The following is a 23,824-nucleotide window of genomic DNA, read 5'->3' on the forward strand; positions in this document are numbered from 1 at the left end:
ACTACAGGTCTCGCTGCACGAACCCCGAAACTCTAACTGCCGCTGATGAAAGCTCAGTAGCGGGTCATATGGGCTCGAGTAGCTCCGGCCGCTACAGTGATCAAGTGACCCGCACGCTCACACTAGCCAGCCTTCTGTCTGCAAAGCAGTGCCTCCGAACACCTGGCGGTGTGTCGCGGGCACAGAAGGGAGACTTGCTGTCAAGGCCAACTCTTAAACCATGCAACATGGTCTCGCCGCGCTTTCTAACTTCCTCATCGCGGCTTGAAAGGGTGCCAAGTTTTAGTCCTTACATTGCGAATTGGGAGCGCCCTGCGCATTCCAGGGATGGTGATCAGGTGTTCCAGGCGATGGTGATCACGGATTCCAGTGATCGCGATCAGGTGCGGAGGCGAACACGGCTGACGATTGCATCTGGGCTGGAAATAGTCTCCTCGTCAAGATTGGCGGGTTGGTTTGGAGATCGTCCCGGCGGTCCATGGGAGGGCCCCGTGCGCGGCGCGGAGTGCCCCCACGAGCGACGTAGCGACGCGCGCGGGAGGGGCCTGTGGGCCGGCGGGCCGATCGTGCGCGAGGTGCTCACGGTTTTTTCTTTTCGCCAGCCTGACGCCGTAGACTGTCGCCTTTGAGCTCGATGCGGTGGGCATTGTGAATGATGCGGTCCAATATCGCATCGCCGAGGGTGGGATCGGCAATGACGTCATGCCATTGCGACACGGGGACCTGACTTGTAATCAACAAGGACCCCTTGTCGTAGCGATCATCGACGATCTCAAGCAGATCACGGCGCTGGTCGGCGGTGAGCGGTTCGGGTCCCCAGTCGTCGAGGATGAGGAGATTGACGCGCTCCAGGGCCGCGATCAGGCGCGCCAGACGGCCTTCGCCGCGCGCCTGGGCGAGATCGGCGAACAGACGGGATGTTCGCTTGTAGAGGACGGAAAAGCCGTCGCGGCAGGCCTTGTTGCCGAGCGCGCAGGCAAGCCAGGACTTGCCGGTGCCGGTTGGGCCGACAATGACCAGGTGGTTGCTGTCACGGATCCATTGACAGGTGACGAGGTTCTGGAAGAGCGAACGATCGAGACCACGGGCGGTGCGATAGTCGACGTTCTCGATGGTGGCGGCTTGACGGAGCTTGGCACTGGTCAAGCGGCGCGTGAGGCGGCGGTTGTCGCGGGCGGTGACCTCGCGATCGACGAGGAGGCCGAGCCAATCGGCGTGCGGCATCTCGGCCGCCTCGGGATTGTTCTGCAGTTCGGCGCAGGTATCGGCCATGGCGGCGAGGCCGAGTGCGCGCAAGCGATCGACGGTGGGGTGAATGAGCATGCTGATCTCTCCTGATCAATTGTAATAGCTGCGGCCACGGATGTTGGTATGGAAGAGGATGGGCGCCTCCTCGGCGGGAGGAGCAGTTCTGTCAGTGCCGTTCTTGAGGATGGCGGCGACCGATTTGTACGACCGGGCGTTGAGCAGGAGGGCCCGGGCACAAGCGGCATCGACGCGTTCCTGGCCGTAGCGCTTGACCAGCCCGAGAATGCCGATGGCCGAGCGGAAGCCCTGTTCCGGATGTGGCCGCGATCGCAGGATGACGTCGATCAGCGTCTGGGCATCGGGACCGACCTTGGCGGCTTCCGAACGAATGCGCTCAAGGGTCCAGTCGCGATAGCGGCGATGTGAGCTCGGCATATGCTCGGGAATCGTGGTCGGGCGATGTGGCAAGGTGCTGCGCAGATGCGACGCCACCCGATTGCCGCGGAGAAATATCTCGACGGTCTTTTGGGTGATGCGGGCCTCAACCTCCTGATGAACGAGGTTGTGAGGGACGCTGTAGTAATGCTTGGCGATCTCGACGTGATAATCGAGGTTGACCCGGCAGCGCTTCCACTCGGCATACTCGTACGGTTCATCCGGCAAGGGGGTGAGCGCCGGATGATCGAGCTCCTGAAACAGTTCGCGCCGACTTCGCCCCCAGCTCCGGAGAGGTCGATCGTTCAACTCGACAAGGAGCGCGTAGATCGCCTCGTTGAGGGCGGCGAGCGAGAAGAAGCGGCGGTTGCGCAAGCGCGCCAGAATCCATCGCCCGACGATTTGGACCCCGACTTCGACCTTGGCTTTGTCGCGCGGCCGATACGGCCGCGCTGGAACGATGGCGGTGCGGTAATGGCGGGCGAGATCGGCATAGGTCCGGTTGACCATCGGCTCGTGGAAGCAAGCCCGGGTGATACCGGCCTTCAGATTGTCGCTCACCGTCTGCCGGGCCACGCCGCCGAAAAAGGCAAAGGCCCGAACGTGCGAAGCGATCCAGTCCGGCAGGCTCTGGCTGAGGCTGGCCTCGGCGTAGGTGTAGTTCGAGGCGCCGAGCACGGCGACGAAGATCTGCGTGCTGCGCACCTCACCCGTGAGCCCGTCAACCACCTCCATCGTGTGGCCGGAATAGTCGACGAACAGCTTCTCGCCGGCGACATGAACCTGGCGCAGGGTCGGCTTGAGGCGGCCGGCCCATTCCTTGTAGCGTTCGCAGAACCATGAGTAGCTGAAGCTGTCGGAGCTTGCGTCGCAATACTCCTCCCACAACAGCATCAGCGTGACGTTCGGGCGCCGCAGCTCGCGATGCACGAGCGCCCAATCCGGCTGCGGACGTTCGTCGCTGGGCCGATCAGAGGGTGGCGGATACAGGCGGTTCTCGAGCCGGACATCGTCATCCAGCTCTGGCCGCAACGGCCAGGTCAGGCCGGCGCGGCGGGCGCGGTTGAGGTACTTGCTGACCGTGCCTTGGGCCAAGCCGAGGCTGCGGGCAACGGCGCGTTGCGACATGCCGACGCTGTAGTGCAGGCGTAGAACTTCACGAATGTGGCGCATGGACAGTCTCTCTGTCGGCATCTCGATCCTCTGCGGTTGGGCAAAAGACCAAGGTAGCCGGGTTGCAGACTGTCAGCGGTGCGCGCCTCCCCGTTGCCCCCGATCATGATCGCTGGAAATAGCGATCACGATCGGCTGGAAACGATGATCACGATGCTCTGGAATGGGTGATCACGATGGCCTGGAATCGGTGATCACGATCGGCTGGAACACGCACGCCCATTGGCCGTGCGGCGGTTAGCTCTGAGACGGTATTGGAGTGCCCGCCGATCCGCGACGAGGTTGCCGAGGTTTAGCAGCTCTGGCCGTTGCCCTTGCGACAATTGGCTAACCAGCTCTCGCGTGCCGTCCACCACGTAGACGCCGCAATCGCAACTGTTCTGCTGCTGAGCCATTCGGGATTGCTCCAGGCGAGCATGCAGCACTTCTGCCAGCTTTGCTGCATAGGTGTGATTGCGTCCTCCGGCGGAGTCGTAGTGATAGGCAACCGGCCCTTCCGGCGCGCCGCGATCAAGGAGCAGCAAGGACCAATGGCGGCCGCCATTCTCCTCATCGTCATTTACTGGCATAAACACGAAGCGGGCGGTATCGTTGCCATTCTGGTCATTGACGATTCCCTGCAGGTTTTCCAGGAGGACGTCCTCGTTCAGGGTCCTTCGCAGCAGATGGGCTGTCGCGGGCTCCACGAATCGAGACCGGGCCGCCAGATCCGGATTGTCCCTCTGCAACTCCTGCACCAGGAGTGCGTAATCCGCCCGGATATGCTCATCGCCCAACCATTCCAGGTCCTCGAGCACCCGCCCGCTGGAGCCGCAGATCGAGGCTGTCGGATCCCAAGTTCCGGCCGGAGCACCGGAGGGCGGCGTGCGCGGAAGGCCATAGTGAGCATCGTCACGCAGCTCGTGCGGTATGGACGGCGATTGAGCCGCAATAGGCAAAGATGGCGCGGTTTCCCAAGCCTGCCAAAGACTCCAATCAAGGTCAAACGGCATCTGTGGCGACCAGGTTGAGCTGGACCTGGATTCCGACCGTCGAACTTGTTCTACCTCCTGTGTCTGCTCAAAGGTGGTCCTCTCGTACGGCCGGCTTTCTTCCTCTATCTCCCCAAGCAGATCCTGATCGTCACCTTCCGGGGGAAGCTCCTCTGGCCAATTGTGCTCCGGAGCGACGCTCTCAACGTCTCTCAAGCGGACTGTGATCCATGCTATTCCGCCCTCGGACTGGGAGTTCCGGAGACGATCTAGAGCCGTAGGAAGGGCCCGCTTCTTCCGACCTTTTTCGAATTCCGCTGCATCGTTGTCTATCGACTCTTCGTTGAGCCGAGCAGCGAGTCCCGACTTGTTGTTTGCAAATAGCCACTGGCTGAATCTGCGAAGAGGACGAACATATTGGGTCTTGGCCGTGTTCGCCTCATACCCCGCGTCGATGAGCACGGGCTCGAGTCCTGCAATAAGAGACGCGTCCGCAACGTAAAAAGGAGCGGGAATGCGTTTGCTCGCTCCGTTCCGGAGATGAGCCACCGCTGCGTTGATAGCTCTGTAACCTCCGGCCTCTTTATATAGCCTGGCATCTTGATCCAGTTCATTGAGCGACGGGTCGTTAAGTTGGGCATCAATGCCGTGCTTGTTGTTTCGAAGGTAGCGACTGAACTCGCTGAGCATGGACGCATAGATGTTAGCCGTACCTGAAGTACCCTCAGTCGCAGCTTTCATTTTGTACTTCTTGATGAGATCCGCATCGCCGGGATAGAGAGAATCGTCAACCGCTCCTGCGTTGGGCATAACTGCCCCGGCCGACTGCCAGATCGTGTCGAGACGTTGCGGACTTAATATCCTCTGCCTCTTCGCTGCTGTGAACTCCACCGTTCTCTGCTCATAATTGATGAGCACCTCCTCACCTGGTGGGAGATTGTTGATGTCAAGTCCATGCAGCAGCTCACCTGACGCCTGCTGGTGCTCACGGTCCCAGTTCAAGGCGTGAAAAGCCCCGCTGGGATCGGGCGCGTGACGCTCATGCGCCGATGGCTCGAGAGACATCTGATGATTACTCTCCCAAGCGAGCTCCTCTGGCCAGCTGAAGGCTTCCTCGGGAACATCCTGATCGTCCTCCCCCGGGGGGAGCTCCTCGGGCCAACTGAAAGGCCCATGCGAGGCGCTGGGCTGCGCTGCGGACTTCCCCGTCCCCTTAACTCGCTGTGCGATTGGAGCAATTCCGCGGGTCGACTTGAACTCCCGAAGATGAGCTAATGCTATACCGATGAAGCGATCACCGGACTTCTCGGCATCCTGATCCAGCGATTTGTCCTCAAGCCGAACGTTGATGGCCGGCTTCTCGCTGAGCAAGAGCCAATGGCTTAGCCTGCGAAGAGCACGTACATTGGCATCTGCGGTACTCTCCCGGTAATTTGCCAGAACCATTGCTTCCTTAAGCCCTGAGATGAAAGACGCATCCTCAGGATGAATTGGGCGCGTGCTAGGCCCCAAGTCAGCAAGGGGTCCGCGACGAGAACGTCCCTTCGACCCGGTGGGGAACTCGATCCGCTCGCCTGCAGCATGCGATTGGGTGGAGTATTCGTACGCGCTTACATGCATCGTGGGTCGCACCTCAGGCAATGCTGCATCCACGTCGTGCGCGGAGGCCTGCGGCACACGCCCGTCTAAGTTATCGCTCTCGCTGAGCTGGTGCTCACTGGGAAGGCCTTGCGAATTCTTCAAAGCACCCAGTCTCTCCGCTGGTCTCACCTCCGGGGTGTCTTGCTCATTGTTGATGAGGACTTCCTCGCTTGGAGAGAGATTGCTCCAACCCATCAGCTCGTCCAGAAAGTGATTGTTGTCGCGGGGCCCGTTGAAAGGACCCAAGGACTCGTCACCGTCAGCCGCGGCGCCAGGTTGCTCAGCCGGCCCCTCGAGTTCGATTGCTCGGGCGCCTGCCGCCGATTCTCGTAAGTGAGACAGAGCAGCACGGATCTTCAGATTACTGCCGGGCTCGTTCCTATAGCTCGTGACATCTTCATCCAACGACTTATTAAAAAGCCGAGCAGCAAATCCCGGTTTGTTGCCCTTGCGAAGGTACTCACTGAAGCTACTAAGAGCGGTTGCGTATTTGTTCGCAGTTTTGCGGTTCGTGGTGACGGTTGCTTTGTATTCTTTAATAAGGGCCGCATCATCATCGTAGGGATTCCAGTCAGCGCGGCTTGCGATCGGCTTGCTTCCGCTTTCCAACTTGGATACCCGGAGATGACCTAATGCCGTAAGGGTGGACCGGTTCTTAGTCTTGTCGAATGCCTTGGTATCTTCATCCAGCGACTCGTGGTTAAGCCGAGCAGCAATTTCCGGCTTGTTGTTTTTAAGGAGCCAACGCCCCAATCTGAGAAGAGCATTGACATTGTCCCTGATGCTGCGGGGTTTGAAGCCGCGTTTGATGAGCGCTGGTCTTAGTTCTTCGATAAGGGACGCGTCCCGGGAATAAAGAGGATCTCCGATCAGACCTGCGAAAGCCCAAGGCGACTGGCCCGGCTGCAGCGCGGAAGCCCCGGGCATCGTCCCACGGCGTTCCTGCGACGCGCGGGTGTATTCATGCGCGCTCGCCTGCATGATGGGCTGGGTCGCCGGTGGTGACGCAGTGAGCTGCGCGGTTGGCTCAAGCGTCGACGACGCTTCGTCCATCATCTCCCAAGACAAATTCTGATCGTGCCCCCCCGTAGGAAGGACCGCCGCCCCGCTGACAGCTCCCAGCGATGCGCTGTGCTGTGTAGCATCATCTCCAGCGAATCTCGGCTGTGTCACGACCGCACGTTCAGGTCGGGAGGGAAGCTGGCGCTCAAGCCCCATCGTTAGGGCGGCCGCCGGCGATTTTAGGAAATGAGCGAGTGCGGTACGGATCTTCCGTTTACCGCCGGAGTCTTTATAGCCCTCGACATCCTTATCTAGTTCATGCAGCGACCGGTTGGCGAGCCGAGCAGCAATGCCCGCCTTGATTTTGTTCCGCAGATAGTTACTGAAGTCGGCCAGAAGGGTTGCGTAGCTCTTGGCGGTATCTTGAGTGATCCCTTGCGCGGGCGCTGCTTTGTATTGATTGATGAGCACCGCATCATCGGGATAAGGATTCAGAACAGTGCGTTTCACGCGCGGCGGCGCTACTTCCGTCGACCGAGGAGCCCTGAGAAGAGCTAAGGCCGTAACGACGGACGATGAACCATAGCTCCTCTCGAACTCTTCGACATCCTGGCTGAGTGAGTCGTCGTGCAACCGAGCAGCAATGCCGGGCCTGCTGTTTGCAAAGAGCCAACGAGCCAAGCTGAGAAGATGCTCTCCATTGGACCCAACGATGGTCTCCTCAAGCCCCACGATAAGGGATGCGTCATCGGAATAAAGAGGGCGCATGCTGCCATCGACGTAAACCCCAGTTGACTCGCGCGGCTGCAGCACCGAGGCGCCCAACATCGCTCCACCGTCTCCACGATGAGACGCTGGAGTGTCTTCTGGCGCACTCCCTGGCATGATGAGCGGCGTCTGCTCTGGCGATGCTCCGTCTTGCGAGGTTGTCTCGGGAGACGACGAGGGGCTGGCTTCGTCCGTCGTGCCCGAAACTAGATCCCCATCGTGCCCTTCCGCACGAAGGACCTCTGGCCACTGGATGGCTAGCTCCGATGCGCTGTGCTGCGCAGCGGCGCCCCCAACGGATGGCGACTCCATCAGGATCGCGTCTTTCAAAGGAGCTGGCAGCACCTGACGCTCGAGTTCTATCGCTTGGGCGCCCGCTCGGGACTTTCGGAGACGCGCCAGTGCGGACCCGATCTGCGGGTCACGAACGGGCCCTTTCTTGTAGGCGCGGATATCTTCGTCTAGCGATTTATCGGAAAGCCGACCCGTAATGCTGCGTTTTTTCTTTTCACGCAGGTAGGCACTGAACCTGCTAAGAGCAGTTGAATAGTTCCGGGCGGTAGATGTCCGTTCTTCGTTTTTGTACTCCTTGATGAGAGCTGCGTCCTCGGGATAAGGAGTCAACTCGGCGAGGCCAGCGATCGGCACGACTCCGCCCGATAACTCGGCGGTGCGGAGATGGTCTAGCGCCTTGTGAACCTTTTTGGTACCACCCTTGCCTATGAACTCGGCGACATCAGTAGCCAGCGACTCGTCATCAAGCCGGGAAGCAATAGCCTCCTTCTTATTTTCAAAGAGCCAACGGTCCAAAGTAAGAAGATTACTTACATTGTTCCCTGCGGTGCGTTTCGCAGCTCCCCCTTTTATGAGAGCTGGCTCAAGTCTCAAGATAATAAGAGCATCCTGGGGGTAAACGGGGCGCTTGCTACCACCTGCCAAAACTCCAGTTGACTGACTCCGCTCCAGCGCCGAGGCGGCCTCCATCGCTCCACCGCCTGCACTCTGCAATGCTGGCGCGCCTTCTGGCCCGCTCCCTTGCATGATGGACTGAGCCTCCGATGGCGATGCGCCGAGCTGATGAATGGGCGACGGCATCAGCACCCGGCTGCCTGAATTGCCGATCTCGCTCAGCTGCTGCTCAAAGGCCGCCGCGGACGGAGCCGGTGAGTTCTCTTGCGGCTCCGCACTGCCCGATGGTTGACGCATCCAGTTGGTTGATGGGAACTCCACTCGTTCTCGCTTTCGGATTATAGGCCAATTTGAAGCCTGGGGTCGGTTGTGATTTGTCACGGAATGAGCCGACTGCATCGGAGCCGAGCAAAAATTAGCGTGAACGCCCCAACATGCCACGCGCTCCAGCGTTCTTGCATTGCGATCGCAGCAATGATTTAGTCCTAGAGACTGCTATGATCGATAGCTGTCGGGAACCTGACGACAACGCTCCTCCGAGTTCTGCGCAGGATGACGTGCGTACGTCGGACATTGGAGGCGAGCGTCAGGTCGTGCCCGGCCTGTGCCGTAGGTGCGGCCGCCGAGCTTCGGAACCATTTGCTTGAGCCGATCATAGAGCTTGAAGAGCACAGAAACGCAGCGGCAGCGCCGGACATGTTACCAGCCCCTGTTTTTGAAGAACCGATGTCCCGGACCCATTACAGGCGAATATATTGGACCGCCGGCACCTGAAGACGTTGGCTCCCCCGGTCGTTAAGCAAGCGCCGTTCCGATCCTTAGACGAATTGGGACGCGCTCAAAGAGCGACGGCATGTGGGAAATCTCTAGCCGTTTGGTTTGCCAACGACGATCTCGTCTGGTTCAATTCCCGACACCTGGTCTGAAGCGCAACGCGCGAGCACAAAAAGCCGAACTCTGACGCTTGGTCCTCGTGGTCCCACCGATACCTTCGTACTCGGCTCGTTTGCGGCGCAGCCCCGTCACAGAGCGAGCATGACGAGACGGTCCTGATCCGCCGACCGAGCCCCGATCGAGCACTGACTTCAGGCTTACGGACGAGCAGGGTCGGGATCAGATGGCCCTGGCGGATAGCACGCAATTCTGAACGCGGATCGGCCCGATTGGAGAGCCACACGACGCCGCTCCTAACGACCTGCTCGCAATCGGGTTGACAAGCACTCTCTCTCGCATCATCGCGATTCGAAAGTGCTACGACAGCAACGGCGGTACACTGACCTCGGCCGTACAAGGCGGCCTAGCCTTGTTGTGCGATTGCCACTGCCGATATCGCGGACGAGCTCGCGCAATGAGCGCCGCATTCGTCAAGCTTTTATCAAGCCAATGCCACGCGGTCTTCTGCCCTACAGCTCCCCGTGAACCTGCTCGACACACAGCCTGGCCGAGGCCGCAGCCCCTGCCATTCTAGGTAGTTTTCCGCACCGGACATCTGGTTTGCATCGTTGTCTGTTTTACCCGGCGCTATTTTTTTTGGGCCTAATCGTTTGACCTAGTGCCAAGTCTGACTTTTTTGGGCCGCCATTTGGCGGCCTTTCTTTCGGGCAATACGTAAGTCGACCGCATTTGCATTGTGGTACATACCGCCCATTACGCTTGAACTCATTCTTGCGAGCTCGGGCAAGCCGACGATCGGGTACAGACTGGTTTTGCCCCGCCCCAAAAGAAGCGAAGAGAACGGCACGTTGTGCCAAATGCACTCAATTCTGCGAACAGGCTAGTTGCGCACCGCCGTCGACATGAAGAACTTTGTGGGGACGGACACGCTGGGTCGGACAGCCGCACTCCGTTTTGTCTCACGGCTCGACTCTTTTCAGGGAATGTATGAATCGCTTAGCTCCGACCATACCTACGTATAAGTCAGCATACTCTCGTATGTGCGCGCGGTTCGAATGATGATTCTTGGGTATCATTTATGTTCCGTTTGTCGAGCCGCCCGAGCAACAGATATGTCTTGTATCGACGCGCCGACTGCGGAAAACGAAGTACTTATTCTTGGCCGAACGTCGATTTGATCGCATTCAAAGCGTTTTCGTGTCCTCCACTTCGGCAAGCGTGTGCGCGTGTGTCAGCATGTCATACGCCGACAGGCCGTTTCTCTCTGAAAGAGAGTTTTAATCGAGAATCGATATAGCCACTTGCATTAGGGTCATTCGCAGTCGGGGCGCCGATGTGGCACAATCGAATATCTAATCTCGCGCTGGTGTTGTCTGTTCCGGCCGCAACGGTGGCTGCCAATACAGACGTATTGTCAATTCACTTCTGGAGCGGGCTGCTCGTTGGTGGATTAATGCTGGTTTTTTCGTTCGCGACATCGAAGCGAACAAAGGCCGCAGAACCAACTTTCGACGATAGGATGGCCATCAATGCGTTTGAGTCACTTAAAGACGGCATCGTAGTTTTCGACGCCGACAGCTGCGTCCTGAGCAACGATGCAGCAGCTCATATACTTGGCTTTTCTAAAAGACAAGAAATGAGAGGGCTGGCACTTGCCTCGCTTTCGCTTGATCCGCAGCCGAATGGCAAGAGCGTTGCGCAGATGTTCGAAGAGACCAATAAAGCGGTAATGGAAGCAGGCCATGTCGCAATCGAGTGGTGGCTTCGCCGCAAAGATCAGACTTCCATTCCGGTCAGAACAAGTCTTGTTGTTTCCAACTTCGAAGGCCGCCCGATAGTCGTGAGCGGTTGGCAGGACATAACTGATCTGGTCCGCATGCGCGAGGAGAGGTTGAGCCTTGCGAACAATTTCGAGAACGACGTCTCGCGGGTTGTCGATGTTGTGGCGAACTCCATAAGGAACATGCAAACAGTCTCGTCGACAATTAGATCGTCGACAGACAATGTTTGCCTTCGGACTGAGGGCATGACCGGGATCGTGAAAAAGACCGAGGAAAACTCGAGCGCCGTTGCGTCAGCTGCCCAAGAATTCTCCGCTTCAATCTCTGAGATCAGGAGGCAGGTCTCGACAGCGGCGAACATTTCGCAATCTGCACGGGATAAGACGGCGCACGCTGAAGCAACACTCAACGAGCTCGTTGCGTCGGTTACGAAGATCAGCAGCGTCGTCCAACTCATCGAGGGAATAGCATCACAGACCAATTTGCTGGCGCTCAACGCGACGATTGAGGCCGCGCGAGCTGGGGAAGCGGGCAGAGGTTTTGCAGTGGTGGCAAGCGAAGTAAAGAATCTTGCGGCCCAGGCCGCAAAGGCGACGAGCGAGGTTGATGCTCAGATTCTTGCAATTCGTGAAAGGACGGGATTGACGACTGCGGCGATGGCTGACATCGCTGGGATCATAGACAAGATGCGCGAAATATCGAGGAGCATATCGGCTGAGATAGAAGCGCAATCGATTGTCACAAATGACATCTCGAAGCGCATCACACTCATTAGTTCGGATATGGGCGAGGCATCTCGAGATATTGACCGACTGAATGATGCATCGCGCGCCTCTGGCTCGTCGGCCGGCCAGGTCGTTGATAACGTCCAAGAGCTGAGCACGAATCTTGGTTCGTTGGAGGGACAGGTCAATGACTTCTTGATCAAAATACGGGCGTAGTGCGGTGGCGGGATGCATGACGCCGCCGCGATCGGAAAGCAGTTTGCTGCTAGGCCGCAATGTTCTGATCCCGCAAATCGGCCGCAATCCAAAAGGGTTGCGGGGCGCGCATCTGGTTAGGTTTCAGGCCGGCGAAGAAAATCGCCGTCCATTGGCAATGGGCTGAGAAGATTTCGTTCGTTGTCAGTGCCGACAAGATCGTCCGCAGCGCGATGGGCTAACGAAACTTTGGAGAGTGGATAAAGCGGATGCTCCAGTCCATTCATCGTCAAAGATATCAGGTGCGTATTCGAAGGGTCGATATTCGTAAGCGGGCCAGCCGACCGGGTCATCAACGCGCAACGGCTGATGGGCTGTCCGGCGGCATCTGACAACAGACCACCAAGTTCGTGGTCGTGATGGCGCCAGATAGGTCTTTGCCTTCGCTGCCGCGTGTCCATCTGGCCGCCGCCCAAGTGATACCGAGGCGCTACCGCTGGCGGCAAGGGTGCCCGCCTCTGCCGCGGCTTTTTCCGACGCTTCGCACATCGTCGAAATGAAAGCGACTTCCTCAATCTTCTCGAAGAAGGCGCATCTCACGTTTGACGGCGGATCGGATCGGGAGATTTTGAGGGAAAGGCAGAAATTGCGACTTTGCAATCGGGACTTTATAAACTAAGGCCGCGCTCCCTGAGCACCCTGTGCATTACCTCCGTTTTGATCTCGCGGGCAATCTCATTGCGAATTCCGGCTCCGAGCTGCCGCTCCGCATCGTGCAGCCAGGGCGTGGATGAGGATGCTGGGTCGTCGCCGGTCAGGTGATAGTCGGCGAGCCGTTGCTGCAAGCGAGTTCGAAACTCATCGTCCATCGCATCGACGAGCCGCTCCTGCATCGCTGCATCCTCTTGGGGTGCGATGCGCCTCACCACGCTTTCCCAAGGTTGCCAGCGCGTAGCCAGATAGCCCGCGAAGCCCGTCGCCTCTTGCCTGCGGACCAACATCTCGGCGCTGGCAATGTCGTCCTCGGTGACGTGGGAGACGTTCAAGAAGCGCATATCCGGAGCGATGTGCCGCAGTTCCAGCGGCTCTCGCAGCTGGGTCTGGTATGCAAGATAGACTTCTATCTCGTCGATATCGGCCTCCGGGTCGGCGCGGCGAAGCGAATTGACCGTCTCGCGCGCGATCTCGTTTAGCGCCTCCAAGCGGAACATGACACGGCCATGTTGGAGCAGTTCGTCAAGGCGTCCGTCGTACGCGCCGTCCTGAACGTCAGCGTTCAGGCGCGCAGTCCGCATGCCGTTCCAGGTCAAAGTAATGCGGTCCTCGCAACTCTCGCTCGCTGCAAAAGCCAGCTGGAAAAACTGCTCGCGCAATTGCGGCCTGGCCGCCGCCTGCTGCAGATCGTCGACCACCGCTTGTCGGAAGGAGTCGTTTCTAGAGTTCACAGTGCCCCGTAGCCTGTCGAGAAAACGAGCATACTCCTGGGCACCCGGCTCTTGGGCGAAGCCCTGCCAGGCAACCACCGCGTCCGGCTGCCCCTCAAGCCAATCCGCGGCGACCTCATGCAGGGGCCGCGGCTCAACCTCCAGCACTCCCTCGGCCATTGAGAAAAAGATCTGCGGGCCAGCATAGTCCGCCGAATGCATGGTTGTCGCGAGGTTGGTCTGCACCGCTCCGGGCAGCGGATTATTCTCGAGGTCAACGCTGGAGTCGCGACCCAGCTGCGTCATCAAGGTCGCGGGCACGCTGGTAATCTGGTTATTGCTGGCGCCGAGCCATAGGAGGTCTGGCGGCACCGACGCGGGCAGACTGCTCAGCTGGTTGTTGTTAGCACTGAGCCATTCGAGCCCGGCCGGGAGCTCGGGCAGATTGGCCAGTTGATTGTAGTCGACGTTCAGACGCTCGAGCTCGGCTGGAAGGTCGGGCAGGCTGGTTAGCCGATTGCCGCTGGCGTCCAACTCTCGAAGGTCTGCCGGAAGGATCGGCAGATTCGTCAGCTGGTTGTTGGTGACGTTCAAGCGGCGGAGCCCACGCGGTAAATTTGCAGGCATGCTGGTCAATCCGTTACTGATCGCGTAGAGCCGCCGAAGTGCGGCTGGAAGCTCGGGCAGACTGGCCAGCCGATTATTGCTAGCGTAGAGCCGCTGGAGACCGACCGGAAGGTTATCGGTCACGCTAGTCAGCTGATTATTATCGACATTCAGGCGACGCAGCCCGGCCGGCAGGGGGACGGGCAATGCGGTCAGGGACAGGGACGACAGATCCAGCGTCTCGTTGAGATCACCCTCCTGCTGCCAAGCCCTCGTCCGACTGACCGCCTGTTGCCGATCCTCATCCGCGTGCCGCCCCTCTTCGGCAGCCCAGCTCGCCAGGACCTGATCCTGCGATGAGGCTGGATTCGTCGCGCCCGCCAGCGCATCCGTCAAGGCTTCACCCCACTGCGCCGCAGCCGGGGAGCCTGGTTCTGAATTTTCAGAATGGGAAGCCTCGGAAGAAGTGCCAGCACCAAGCTGGGCCCGCTCTAAATTCATCGATGCCGTTCTGCGGTACTAAATTAGGGAATACGCCGGAGCGTGAATCTTGAAGCTCATTCGCCGGCCGAGCACTTGCAGCAAGACGCAAGCAGGTCCGCACAAATCCGGGCTTTCGAATGGGTTGATTGATCCGAGTTGACCAAGCCGGACCTCAGTCCAGTTCGATATGTTCTCCTCCTAAAAGGGATACCTGTCGACAAGCTGACGAGCCTTGTTCCTTGTCGAACTCGGGTCTGCATAACCCTGTTGGGGGTACGGGCGTTCCAGCCACAAAGAGAGTGTCAGACCGAAGGCCGATCTGACGAGCCGCGGGCGCCAGGCGGTGGCCGCGACGCCGAGCTGACGCGGGGGCGATCGAAGTGAGACCGACAATCAGGATGAGACTACGCCGATGGGGACGGACCGAAGGGATGGCGTAGCCCGACCGGAGGACCGTCCCCATCGGCGTCGCGCTTTTCGGACCAGTCCGGCGGCACGATGCGGCTGGTGCCAGCCGCGGCGAAGACGTGTCCTGAACACGAGAAGCCGCGCGACGATTGAGAGCCGCGGGCGGCGGCCTCGTCAGCTTCTCGAAAGATTGTTCATAGTAGGACTAGCTCAATTGATTTCATGACTGAGGCTGATGTGGACCAGCACAAACTTGACGCATTCAATGTAACTGCCGGGCCCCGGGTACAGGTCTCGCAAGAGCATCAACCCGACCGGTCCGGGCAAGAGGACTTCGAGCAGCAATTAAACGAGGCGCGCGAAGCCGAGAACGCGATACCTGACGGTGGGCCACGCGGTAGCCCTTCCACCAATGTGTCTAGCTACACCCAGCAGTCCCCGGCCGAGCCGATCAGTACACTTGCCAGGAGCAACCTCTTGCCAAGCGGGGTCCCAATCAACGATGAGCACAACACAGCGGAGTTGAGAGCAGCGAAGAGGCCGAGGGTCCTAAACAATCCGCAAGGCTCTGCCATTGAGCAGCAGCTGAGCGAGATCGCCAATTCAGGTGGTGGTGGAGCAATGCTAGCAGCATCCGCGGTGCAGCCGGCTCAATCAACTGGGATTGTGGTGCGGGGGCATCCGTTGGACAAGCGGCCTGTTTATTCCGAGGATGCTTCCGAAATCTTGAGGCTTGAGGAGGCTCTCATCAAGGCCAGTATGGTCGCCGGTGGGGCGAAGCAAAATGCAGGCGCTCTTCTTAGCTTTAGCCGTTGGCTCTTCGCAAAACGCAGACCGAGCATTGTTGCTCGGCTGGACAGTAAGTCGCTGAGCAATAGCGGTGATGTATACGAGTTCGTCGGAAAGGGGAATTCCCGAAATCTCCTTGTAGCATTAGACCATCTCCGCACCTTTCGGTCGACAGGCGAAGTCATCGTACGTCAACGGAGCGGACGCGTCCGCCCCCCGAACGTCGCTCCCAGCCATCCCGAAAGCGGAGCAGTGATGGAACCGACGCTCATCGGCGACGCCGCTGCACAGCACAGGGCGCCGCAGGAAGCTAGCAGTCGGCCAGAGGAGCTTCCGGACAGGCACGAGGACCAAGCCGCCCCGTCGGCTTTCGTCCAAGGGCACGTCGCGATCAATCAAGAGCAGCTTCATCAGTGGGAGGTTCGGGAAGTGCTGGATCATCTTGATCATCAACCCATCCCATCGCCAGTCTCCGTCCCTTCAGAGGAGCTTCAGCAACTGGAAAAGGACTTGCAGGACGAACTTGACCGACACCCTGCCGCGGCGTTCTCCGCCGATCCAGAAGAGTTTGGTTTCGATCTAGAGCAATTGTCTCCAGGGCAACTCCGGCGATTGTTTGATGATCAATCCATACCGTCGCCGGTCTCCGTCCCCTCAGAGGAGCTTCAGCGACTGGAAAAGGACTTGCAGGACGATTTGCACCAACACCCTGCCCCTTCGTTCTCCGCCAGTCCAGAAAGGTTTAGTTTCGATCGAGAGCAATTCCCTCTAGAGGAGCTTCGGCGGTTGTTTGATGATCAATCCATACCGTCGCCAGCCTCCGTCCCATCAGGGGAGCTTCAGCGACTGGAAAAGGACTTGCATGACGAGCTGCACGGACACCCTGGCCCGTCGCTCTCCGCCGATCCAGACGAGTTTAATTTCGATCTAGAGCAATTCTCTCCAGGGGAGCTTTGGCGATTGCTTGATGATCAATTCATACCGTCGCCAGTTTCCGTCGATCCAGGGGACTCGACTCTAAATCTAGGGCCGTCTGATCTTCCCCGAAAAAGTGGAGGGGTTTAAGCGCCTTCATCTCCATCTCGATCGGGCGATATATCGCTTGCGGAATGATGCCCTGGGCATCGGCGCGGGTCTTATGGTTGCGATGACGAACGAGCTCAGTCAGTGTATGGAAGAAGCTCTCCATCGGGGCATTGTCGTAGCAAACGGCCTTGCGTCTCATCGATGCGGTGATGCCGACGCCCGCGAGACCACCTCGTCTCATCTTGCTTGATTGACGCGCCGCTCTCATCCTGATTGATCGCGATAGAAGCGAGCTTCCTTGGCGAGAAGCGGCTCAAACGGCAACGAAGCAGGGCATGTAGGGCAATGCCCTCTTCGAGTTGCTCGAACGCAGCCGCCTTGGCAGGCGGCCTTTGGCCGGCTCAACACACCAGCCTGAAGGGCCTTTCACGCGAGGGTGAGAGGGTCATATTGCAAATATATGATTTCACAGCTGCCGGCCGAGAACCTCTTTCTCGGTTGCCAGCCGTCGCAGACAATCCGCCCAGGTCTTCTTAAACTCCTCGAGAAGCCTGAAACGATTATTCACGCGGCTCACTTACCACGCCCTCCGCTGTCGCGCCGAAAACCGCACCAGGCAAAAAGCCCAGGATGTAGTCCGCTGCCTTACTGGCCTGGCCTGCAGCGCGGACAATCGCCCGATTGTCCTCTCGCAGAACCTCTAACCACGAGGCAATGTAATCGGCGTGCCGCACTGTCGGAACGATGCCAAGCGAGGCACAGGAGAACGCGGCTGACAGCTCCGCTATCAATTCCTCAGGCGTACTTCTTGGTACCAAAAGAGCCGCTAAGATCGCGGTTGAGCCGTGAAGAACGACCGCTTGCGTGGCCAAGCTCGTGGAGGGCGGTGCGATGCCAATTGATCGGCTCGAAGTAGGCCTGCGGCGGCGGCACCTGCACATAGTCTTCTGCCGGTGCATAGAAAGCGCGATCGCCGCTTATGCGGAAGTCAATGCCGGTCGCCTTAATCAAGGCCTCGACAGCTGGCTCGATCAGTCCTTGCGGCGGAGGAGGCGCAGAGGTCGCGATTTCCGCAGGCAAGCCATCGCACTGATCGGCATTGAACACTGTAAAGCGCTTCAGGAACGGAACTGCCAGTGCTTCCTCGCCACTCTCTGTAGCTCGCTGCTTTTCAACATTTGGCACGAAGCGGTCAGCATAGACCACTGTCGTACCACGCTCGCCCTTGCGCACATGGCCGCCGAGCGCTATCGCCTGGCGGAAGGTGAGCCAGCTCTGACCGGCGAAGCCACGCTCGAAGACCGCGCCCCAAAGTATGGTCGCGGCGTTGTTTGGTATCGCGAGCGGCGCCTCTGCCGCCGCCGTTCCCCACGGCACACGGCCGGCTTCGAGCTCGGCAATGATCTTATTGGTAATTTCGTCATAAAGGCCTGCCCGGTTCTGGCCGGTCCCGTTGCGAGGATGTCGTTTTGACATCGCGTTTCTCCCAGAACGGGCGCCGGCGAGACTCTCTCGCGGCTACAAACCCGTCACGGCAGAAGGCTCCCCTCTCACTCTAGGAAGCTCTGCCAGGCAAAACGGGCTACGACGGCAGCCCCACAGAGCGAAGCTGCACGCCAGCTCAAGAATAACTTCGGCGTCCTGCAAACGACGGCGCTCGAGCTCGCGCCGAGCGTAGCAAAGAAGGTCGCAGCGGGAGCCAGCATAGCGCCGCGCTTCGGCGACGTCGGATCTGCTTCGGTCCAAAACGGACTAACAGAGCATTCGCTGGAGTGACCAGATCCGAAACAAAGCAGTTCGGGCAAGCATTGATGGCCAGGATCAGAGCCGCGCGAGCCGCGAGGCGACACCTTTCGGTTGAAGAACCTGATGCCTGACTGCGCAAACTGATCTTAGCGGAGGGAAGGGTCTGGTGTTTCGATGTGCCACTGCGGTATGTCGATCTAAGCTCAATAACGACTCTTCCGCGTGAACGACGCCAGCCCAAACGGACGAGATTGTCCGACAGCGGAATCATCTTTCGACTGGAGGGCTCGCTCAATGGAAAACGGGTTGGTGGAGTTCTGGTAGACCAATAAGCTTGATTTACGAGCTTGCCGGACGCCTCTGCGGAGCATACCTGTTCGCGAGGAGCAAGAAACGCACGACGAGAAGACCCGCGTAGATAATCGTCCCGATTGACAAGCCGATCCAGATACCAATTGCACCAAGCCCGATCTTCAAGCCAAGCACGTAGCTAAGGGTGAAACCGATCGGCCAATTAGCTATGCAAGCGAACAGAAGCGGGACGCGCGTGTCCCTAAGTCCGCGCAAACCGCCCGCCGCAATGTGCTGCGCGGCATCACTGATGAAGAAGCTCGCGCCGACCAAAAGGAGGTTTGCGGCCAAATCTGTCGTCGCGCCGACACCGTCAGTCGTCCCGTCCAGAAACAGGCGGGCGATTTCAAAACGCACGACGACAATCGCGATAGTCAGTATCGCAGCAGCGATCGTGCCAAGGAGTATAGCAATCAGCCCCGCTCTCTTGACACCTGGACCGTCGCCGCGACCGACGGCGTGACCGACGCGCACGGCCGCCGCCGTGCTGATGCCTAGTGGAACCACGAATAGGACCAAGTCGACCTGAAAGGCGATCTGATGGGCTGTAAGCGCTCTGATGCTGACGAGGCCCGCCAGCAGCCCGGCGGCCGAAAAAAGTCCGTATTCCAGCAAAACAATGAGCGAGATCGGAATTCCCATCGCGATCAATCGCCTCATGAACGACCAATCGAATTGCCACAGACGCGCGAGCACGTGATAGTCACGGAACGGGAGGCGCATTGTGGCGAACCACAACACGGCCAAGAACATCGTCAAGTTCACGAAACTGCTCGCAAGGCCGGCTCCGAAAAGCCCAAGCGGCGGCAGACCCAGCTTCCCATAGATCAGCAAATAAGCCACGAGCGCGTTGAGAGGGATGGCCCCAATCGCGATCCACAAGACCGGCTGCGGCCGGTGGACCGCAGCCATGAAGTTGCGAAAACCGTGAAACCACAGTGCCGGCACCGCGCCCCAAACTAGTCCGAACAGGTATTGCTGCGCCAGGCGCGCCATCTCGGGCGCCTGGCCCAAAGCAAGCAGTATTTGCTCTCCGTGGAGCCCGAAGGCCATGATCGGGATCGATAGCAGCAACGCCGCCCAGAGTCCCATGCGCAGCGTCCGTCGCACAGCGGCACGGTTTTTCGCCCCGAGCGCCTGCGCTGCCAGCGGCGCGATCGGGGTCAGCAAACCAATGCCGAGGGTGAACCCTATGAGGTAGATCGCGATGGCTAACGCAGCCGCAGCAAGCGCCTCCGGGCCGATGCGCCCGATCAAGGCAAGATCGGTGGCCATCATTACGACTTGACCAAACTGCGTCAGCACCATCGGCCAGGCGAGCTTCGCAAGTTCAGCAAGCTCGATGACCACCTGATGATAAGCGCTAGGTGTCGTCCGTTTGAACTGGATGGCCAGGACCATTTTTTCCGCTCGTTGATTCATACGACACCGCTGTCCGTTGTTTCCTCGGGCCCATCATCGCTGCTTTATGAAGAAGAATATCCGGTTGCCTCGGCCTCGGACCTAGCGAAACGATGCCACGTCAGATCTTGCTCAGGTCCGTTCGAGACGACCCGCGTCAGCGCGATGGATTTGCAAGCTTGGTTTCTATCCGCTGCTCTCGCTGTGACGAGAGCAGCTCAGCCACCTCCACCGGCGCTCCATCTTTGTTGAAAGAAGACGCAGTTGATTGCCATTACGCAGCGATCGCCGATCACTGGTGCCGTATGGTGCGAACCGGATTGCGACATTTGCCATCGCATTGTCAAAATCGCACGCGGGCGCACAGCCGGGCTACGTACCTTGAGGATCTTGAAGTTGCGACCCACGCATACTGGTAGCTGGTATCACACAACGTGATCCTCGAGCGGCTGTTCTGAATAGGTCCAACTATTCAAAGCTCATGCCAATGCGAGCACCTTGAATTAGAAGCCGATCTGCCAGACTGGTCGTGTCCTGGTCCTGACAGCAGGTCGCAAATCTGACAATCAGCATCAGCGAGCTTCTCTCGATCTCTTTGGGGCAAAACGTTCATGCGTGAACGCGAACGATTGGCTCTCTTCGGTATCGATCGCTCAGATTCTTAGGTGTTCAAAGGGCGCTGCGCTATTCTCGATAGTTGATGCGTTAGTCTTCATGGGTCTGATCTTGGACCGGCTCAGTACGCAAGCGTGATGAAATTGGGATAAATCATCGTGGCCCTTTACGTCATTGCTCGAGCTGATTTCCGCTGCAAAACACCAAGTTTTTCCGAAGGAAACCCGCATCACACCCTGCGCTCACCTCGAACCCCCATGGTCCGGACCATGTTCTATTTCGCGCGTTGCAAAAGACAATATCGCGCGACTGAGAATAGGAGATCGACAACTTCGGTCATTCGGTTCTCGGCGCTGACCAGCCGGAGCTACGCCCGGCTTTCACCCCTTCGTCGAACATCCCACAGGTCTCATTGTGCTCTTGAAGCAACGAAGGAGACTTCAAGCGAGATCGCGGGTGCATACCCTTCCGTGGCTCTGTGCGGGCGCCCAGCAAAAAGCGAAGAATTTGATCTGCGACGTTACGGGCCTGGCTTGACGCATGGCGCTGCCACGCAGCCGGGAGAATGTATCGGTGCGGCCCGAGAAGACGCGCGGAGCTCACAAGGGAGCACCGCATTGCATTCCCCGGCGTCGACGGCAATCCTTAAGCGTAACGATGCCCACGGAAGGGAAAGTCCGAACCCGGCCCGCGGAACGCAATAGGACTCTGGATCAGAACCCCTTCGGCGAGGAACACATCTTGGCGCGTGGGTTATTGAAGCCGGATGGCCGAGGCGCTAACGCGGCTCGGTTCGAGGGCGGTGTGGCGCGCGCAGGAAAACGCGAAGACGTTAAGCGCCCGAAAGGTCGACTTCCTCCCTGGCCATTGTCCTAGCATCCTAAATTCTGATTTGAAGTATTGGAAAAAGCTGCTTTAGCTCCCGTGCTCCTGCCAAAGCCTGTCTTTGGTCGCAAATTCGGCTTTGAATCGGCAGTCTACTTCGAGAGCATAACCGGAAGCGGGAAGTTTTGGAGAGACCATTTCATTCTTTTAGCATGTTGGTCTCATCGACGACGGTTGCTTAACCTGAGCCGCTTGGACCGGGCTAGAAGTCGCGTCATTTCCTGCAAAATAGGTGTGTAGCGCGCCACCGGCAACCTTAGGGCTCCACCCGGGGAACGGATTGGCGCGCCCCTTTAAACCGCCGACGCAATGAGGGCTTCGGCACGCTTACGGCAGAGGCAGTCAGGCCTTCGAGCGCCCACAATACGGCCCCGGTTCGAGGGCTCTAGTCCTTTTGCTGCGAACGAATCGCCCATATATTCCCAAAATGGGCGGTTTTGCGATCAATACTGACCCAGATAAGGGAAATAGTAGGATTCGGCCGCACAAGCCCTCTTGGCGGCCTTTCAGTGTTTTCGCTTTTAAAGGGGATGCGGCGTGACATTTCACATGAACTTGCGCGTGCAACAGGAGGATGCATCATGAGCGAGCGGTCGCAAGTATCGCAGCCGCGCACAGATGCCGATGAGCCGATCGTCTTGATCGTCGACGACGACGCTTCGATGCGCAAGGCTCTCACAAATCTGTTTGAATCGGTGGGGCTCAAGGTCAAGGCTTTTGGCTCAGCGGCGGAGATTTTGCAGGCGAAGCCGCCCGAGGTGCCGAGCTGCCTCGTGCTTGACATCCGCCTACCAGGATCGAGCGGCCTCGATCTGCAGTCCGATCTCGCCGAGGCCAAGATCGACACGCCTATTATCTTTATCACAGGTCATGGCGATATTCCCATGACCGTCCAGGCCATGAAGAGCGGTGCGGTCGACTTCCTGACCAAGCCGGTACGCGAGCAGGACCTCCTCGACGCGGTCCGGGCCGCAATCGAACGAGACCGCAAGCGGCGCGACCTCGACAAAACAGTCGTTGACCTGCGATCCCGGTTCGAAAACCTGACCCCACGCGAGCGCGATGTTCTCGCCCTGGTCACTTCCGGACTGCTGAACAAGCAGGTGGCGGGCGAGCTTGGACTGGCAGAAATTACCGTCAAGATCTACCGCGGGCAGGTCATGCGCAAAATGGGCGCGAAGTCGCTGGCCGATCTCATCAGAATGAGTGAAGGTCTCGGAATTTCTCGCCCAAAGGGGAACTTACAAACCTAAGTATACTTTCTAATCCTGCATCCCGCCTCCACTTTCCAACGTACGGCCGCAACCGCGGCGAGTAGTTTGTCAATGCCCTCTGTCATTTCCCTCATCGACGATGATCCATCCGTTCGTACCGCAACGAACAACCTCCTGGCAGCGTATGGATACTTGGTCCATACTTTTGCCTCCGCCGAGGAGTTCCTCCGCGCGCCCCAATTGAGTGAAACGTCGTGCGTCATTACTGACGTCCAAATGTCGGCCATGAGCGGAATTGACCTACTCACGCATATGCGCAGCCTCGGTCATCGTATGCCTTTCATCTTCATCACGGCCTTTCCAGACGATGCCGTGCGCTCGCAAGCGATCAAGGCTGGAGGAAGCTGCTTTCTTGCCAAACCTTTTGCCACGGCCGCGTTGATCAAGTGTTTGACGATTGCGCTATCTGGGTAAGGTGGAACTAGCGCGTGAGAGGCCCTAGCCTCCGCGGCATTCCTTCCCAAATCAGGAACGTTGCGAGTTTCCCGCCAGTCCTCTGAACGCAAGCCAAGAAAAAATGATCGGTCCAACATCTGATTAGCCTCGCTCATCGCTCCTGCCCCGGCGCAAAGACGGTCAATTCCACTCAAACCATAACATCCGGCGCCGAGGCGTCTTCCTCGCCCTGCCTTATGGGGGCAAGGTGAGGTCAGCGACCCTGCACTTTCTGCTTGCCGGCAGTAGTCCGCCCGATTCTGCCAGAGACTTTCGCCGCTTCAGCCGCAGCTTCGCATCTTTCGGCATGGACCCAAAACTGCCGCGCTCGAAGAGCCACGAATTTGGCTTCGCATCAGCGCTTTCTGGTAACCCCAAGATTCCGTCGTGCTGCTCGTGTTAGCTCCTCCAAACAGGCCTCGATTAGCCTACTGTGAGACGGAGCAAGGGTGTGCCAGCGCGAGCTCTAAGCGCCTGATCGCACCTCGCAAGAATTCGGGAAGTTGCGATGGCACGCGTGCTTTGAATCTCACACTGTGCGCCGCTCTCAGGTCGAATAAGATCGAGGGGCTGACGCGGCCCCTTCCGCCGGACCGATCTGACGCAGTTTAATCGACTAACTGGACAAGATTCTATCTT

The 23,824-nt window shown here is 58.6% G+C and carries 10 protein-coding genes and 2 pseudogenes; 5 read left to right on the forward strand and 7 right to left on the reverse strand.

Annotated elements, in window-relative coordinates; genetic code table 11:
* Nucleotides 1-579: 579 nt before the first annotated feature.
* The 3 genes from istB to ACNJX9_RS36155 form a co-directional block, all read right to left on the reverse strand.
* Nucleotides 580-1,323 carry an IS21-like element helper ATPase IstB gene (gene istB, locus ACNJX9_RS36145; RefSeq protein WP_439406521.1) on the reverse strand — a complete coding sequence of 248 codons (744 nt, stop codon included), beginning with the start codon at nucleotides 1,321-1,323 and terminating at the stop codon, nucleotides 580-582.
* A 15-nt stretch (nucleotides 1,324-1,338) separates the two neighbouring features.
* Entirely contained in the window at nucleotides 1,339-2,877 is a 1,539-nt protein-coding gene (istA, locus tag ACNJX9_RS36150) for an IS21 family transposase (RefSeq protein WP_439406519.1), read from the reverse strand.
* Between the two features lie 173 nt (nucleotides 2,878-3,050).
* A complete protein-coding gene (locus ACNJX9_RS36155) occupies nucleotides 3,051-8,468 on the reverse strand; it encodes a Ulp1 family isopeptidase (RefSeq protein ID WP_439406878.1) in 5,418 nt (1,805 codons plus the stop codon).
* A gap of 1,906 nt (nucleotides 8,469-10,374) precedes the next feature.
* Here ACNJX9_RS36155 and ACNJX9_RS36160 point away from each other — a divergent pair.
* Nucleotides 10,375-11,763, forward strand: a complete 1,389-nt coding sequence (locus ACNJX9_RS36160; RefSeq protein ID WP_439406879.1) for a methyl-accepting chemotaxis protein — start codon at nucleotides 10,375-10,377, stop codon at nucleotides 11,761-11,763.
* A 16-nt stretch (nucleotides 11,764-11,779) separates the two neighbouring features.
* Nucleotides 11,780-11,929, forward strand: a complete 150-nt coding sequence (locus tag ACNJX9_RS36165) for a hypothetical protein (protein WP_439406881.1) — start codon at nucleotides 11,780-11,782, stop codon at nucleotides 11,927-11,929.
* A gap of 481 nt (nucleotides 11,930-12,410) precedes the next feature.
* Here the strand turns inward: ACNJX9_RS36165 and ACNJX9_RS36170 are convergent, their stop codons facing one another.
* Entirely contained in the window at nucleotides 12,411-14,273 is a 1,863-nt protein-coding gene (locus ACNJX9_RS36170; protein ID WP_439406883.1) for an NEL-type E3 ubiquitin ligase domain-containing protein, read from the reverse strand.
* A gap of 612 nt (nucleotides 14,274-14,885) precedes the next feature.
* On the opposite strand from ACNJX9_RS36170, the gene ACNJX9_RS36175 reads away from it, so the two are divergent.
* On the forward strand, nucleotides 14,886-16,517 hold the full coding sequence (locus ACNJX9_RS36175; RefSeq protein ID WP_439406885.1) for a hypothetical protein: 1,632 nt from the start codon (nucleotides 14,886-14,888) through the stop codon (nucleotides 16,515-16,517).
* 52 nt (nucleotides 16,518-16,569) lie between these two features.
* Here the strand turns inward: ACNJX9_RS36175 and ACNJX9_RS36180 are convergent.
* From ACNJX9_RS36180 to ACNJX9_RS36190, 3 genes and pseudogenes are all read right to left on the reverse strand, one after another.
* Nucleotides 16,570-16,713, reverse strand: a pseudogene (locus ACNJX9_RS36180) (IS3 family transposase); the annotation flags it as partial.
* A 325-nt stretch (nucleotides 16,714-17,038) separates the two neighbouring features.
* Nucleotides 17,039-17,954, reverse strand: a pseudogene (locus ACNJX9_RS36185) (ArdC family protein).
* 609 nt (nucleotides 17,955-18,563) lie between these two features.
* Entirely contained in the window at nucleotides 18,564-19,976 is a 1,413-nt protein-coding gene (locus tag ACNJX9_RS36190; RefSeq protein ID WP_439406887.1) for an MATE family efflux transporter, read from the reverse strand.
* A gap of 2,081 nt (nucleotides 19,977-22,057) precedes the next feature.
* On the opposite strand from ACNJX9_RS36190, the gene ACNJX9_RS36195 reads away from it, so the two are divergent.
* Both ACNJX9_RS36195 and ACNJX9_RS36200 read left to right on the forward strand, forming a co-directional pair.
* Nucleotides 22,058-22,729 carry a response regulator transcription factor gene (locus ACNJX9_RS36195; RefSeq protein ID WP_057743667.1) on the forward strand — a complete coding sequence of 224 codons (672 nt, stop codon included), beginning with the start codon at nucleotides 22,058-22,060 and terminating at the stop codon, nucleotides 22,727-22,729.
* A 72-nt stretch (nucleotides 22,730-22,801) separates the two neighbouring features.
* Nucleotides 22,802-23,164: a response regulator transcription factor gene (locus ACNJX9_RS36200; RefSeq protein WP_439406889.1), complete on the forward strand. Its 363-nt coding sequence runs from the start codon at nucleotides 22,802-22,804 to the stop codon at nucleotides 23,162-23,164.
* Nucleotides 23,165-23,824 lie beyond the last annotated feature (660 nt).

The organism is Bradyrhizobium sp. BLXBL-03, from assembly GCF_051853015.1.
Lineage (GTDB): Bacteria > Pseudomonadota > Alphaproteobacteria > Rhizobiales > Xanthobacteraceae > Bradyrhizobium > Bradyrhizobium manausense.